Origin of the sequence: Flavobacterium sp. UBA6195 (assembly GCF_002422095.1) — a bacterium.
GTDB lineage: Bacteria > Bacteroidota > Bacteroidia > Flavobacteriales > Flavobacteriaceae > Flavobacterium.
In genome coordinates, this window is sequence record NZ_DITB01000082.1 from 25,945 (window position 1) to 27,527 (window position 1,583).

Genomic DNA, 1,583 nt, shown 5'->3' on the forward strand with positions numbered 1-1,583 from the left:
GGAAAACATTTCCGCGCTATCGGGATTATTGTATAAATTTTTTTCATGTTATTCTTTTATTAAATGTATTTGAAGGCCAAAGCCTAAATAAATGTTGTTTAGATTATTTTGTTCTGAAGATAACTTAGTATATTTGATAATGCTTTCAAAAGCAACTGAGCTGTTTAAAAAATAAACAAACCCGGTTTTAATACCAAACCCATTGTTGTTGCCAAGATACTTACTGAAAAATCTACTATAAGAAGGTTCTAAAAATATATTATATGGTTTTTCAGATTTTAAAAAATAATATCTTACAAAAGGATTTATAGCTAAATTCATTCCATCTGAATTTATTTTATTCCCTTCTGTAAAGCCATTTATATAGCTTATACTTGTTCCTACTGCAAATTTATCTTTAAAAAAATAAGCAACATTTGGCTCAATCTTTAGATTGTAACTTCCTTCTTCCGTATAATCAATAGTTGTACCACTAGAATTACTGTTTTTATTATCAATTTTCGAATAATCAAAACCAAGGTTACCCCCCACCATCCAATTCCCTTTAGTAATTTGGGCATTAGAAGTTAAAAATGATAAAAGAGTAAGAGCAAAAATTAATTGAATTGTTTTCATGTTTGTAATGTGTTAAATGTTAAAAATGTAAAGTTAATCTTTCTTTTTGGTGGGCTGTTGCCTTGTAAAATTTTCTTGAGTTTTTGTTTCATATTTATTTGTTTAAAAATTTACACAAAACAATAAAACTTTTTTGGATGCCTTGCTGTAGTTTTTCTGCCTATTTTTCAAAAAAAATAGGTTTGTATACAAAAAACCCTCTCAAATTTGAAAGGGTTTTGTTTTTTGTGTTTATTCTTTTTTCTTCTTGCCAAATAAATTTTTTAAGGCATCAGTGGCTTTCGTTTTAATTTCTTCTTTTGGTGTAGTTTTTGGCTTTGTAGTATCAGCTACTGCTGTATTTTCAGAAGTTTTTCCCTTTGTTCCAGTTATTAAATTACTTAATGCAGAAGTTCCTTGATTAACTAATTTGTCTTTCTGCATTTTAACTAATTGTGTTGTCAAATTGGTTGTTGATTGTTTTAAATCGGTATTAAATTTTGGCTGTGAAAAATTACCTGTCATTAATCCAGATACGGGAATGCTCGTTATTTGTTTTTGGTCGGCAGGCGTTAATTTTGCAATTAAATTAGTTACGTCTTTACCTAAATATTTCACCGGAACATCAAATTTTAAATTGTAATTCATCGTTTGGTCAAAACCATGAGTTCCACCAACATTTATAGTGATATCTTGGTATTTAATGTCGAAAGGTTTTACGTTTACTTTTCCATCTTTAAAAGAAAGTGCCGCTTTAACATCATTAAGATTTACTTTACTCATGTCGATGAATTTCATGTTGGAACTCAATGCTGTTAACATAGCCGAGTTCTTTTCATTAATGGTAGTTGATAACAATTGCCCAAATAAATCACCAGAAATCGTTTTTAAATTAGGTGTCATATCGTTTTGTAAATCTCCAGATAATTTAATGGTTGAATTCAGTTTCCCATTAACAACACCTGCAATTGGAGCAATCGATTTCAACA

The 1,583-nt window shown here is 29.0% G+C and carries 2 protein-coding genes; both read right to left on the reverse strand.

The annotated features are described in order from the left end of the window. Positions 1-48: 48 nt before the first annotated feature. Positions 49-615 (reverse strand): hypothetical protein, encoded by a 567-nt coding sequence (locus B4I81_RS07515; RefSeq protein ID WP_291109289.1) that lies wholly within the window; start codon positions 613-615, stop codon positions 49-51. 231 nt (positions 616-846) lie between these two features. Next, the coding region (locus tag B4I81_RS07520; RefSeq protein WP_291109291.1) for an AsmA-like C-terminal region-containing protein at positions 847-1,583 on the reverse strand (737 nt) is incomplete at its 5' end.

Coding starts and splice junctions, on each gene's coding strand:
- B4I81_RS07515 (WP_291109289.1), bottom strand. CDS start 615: ATGAAAACAATTCAATTAATTTTTGCTCTTACTCTTTTATCATTTTTA.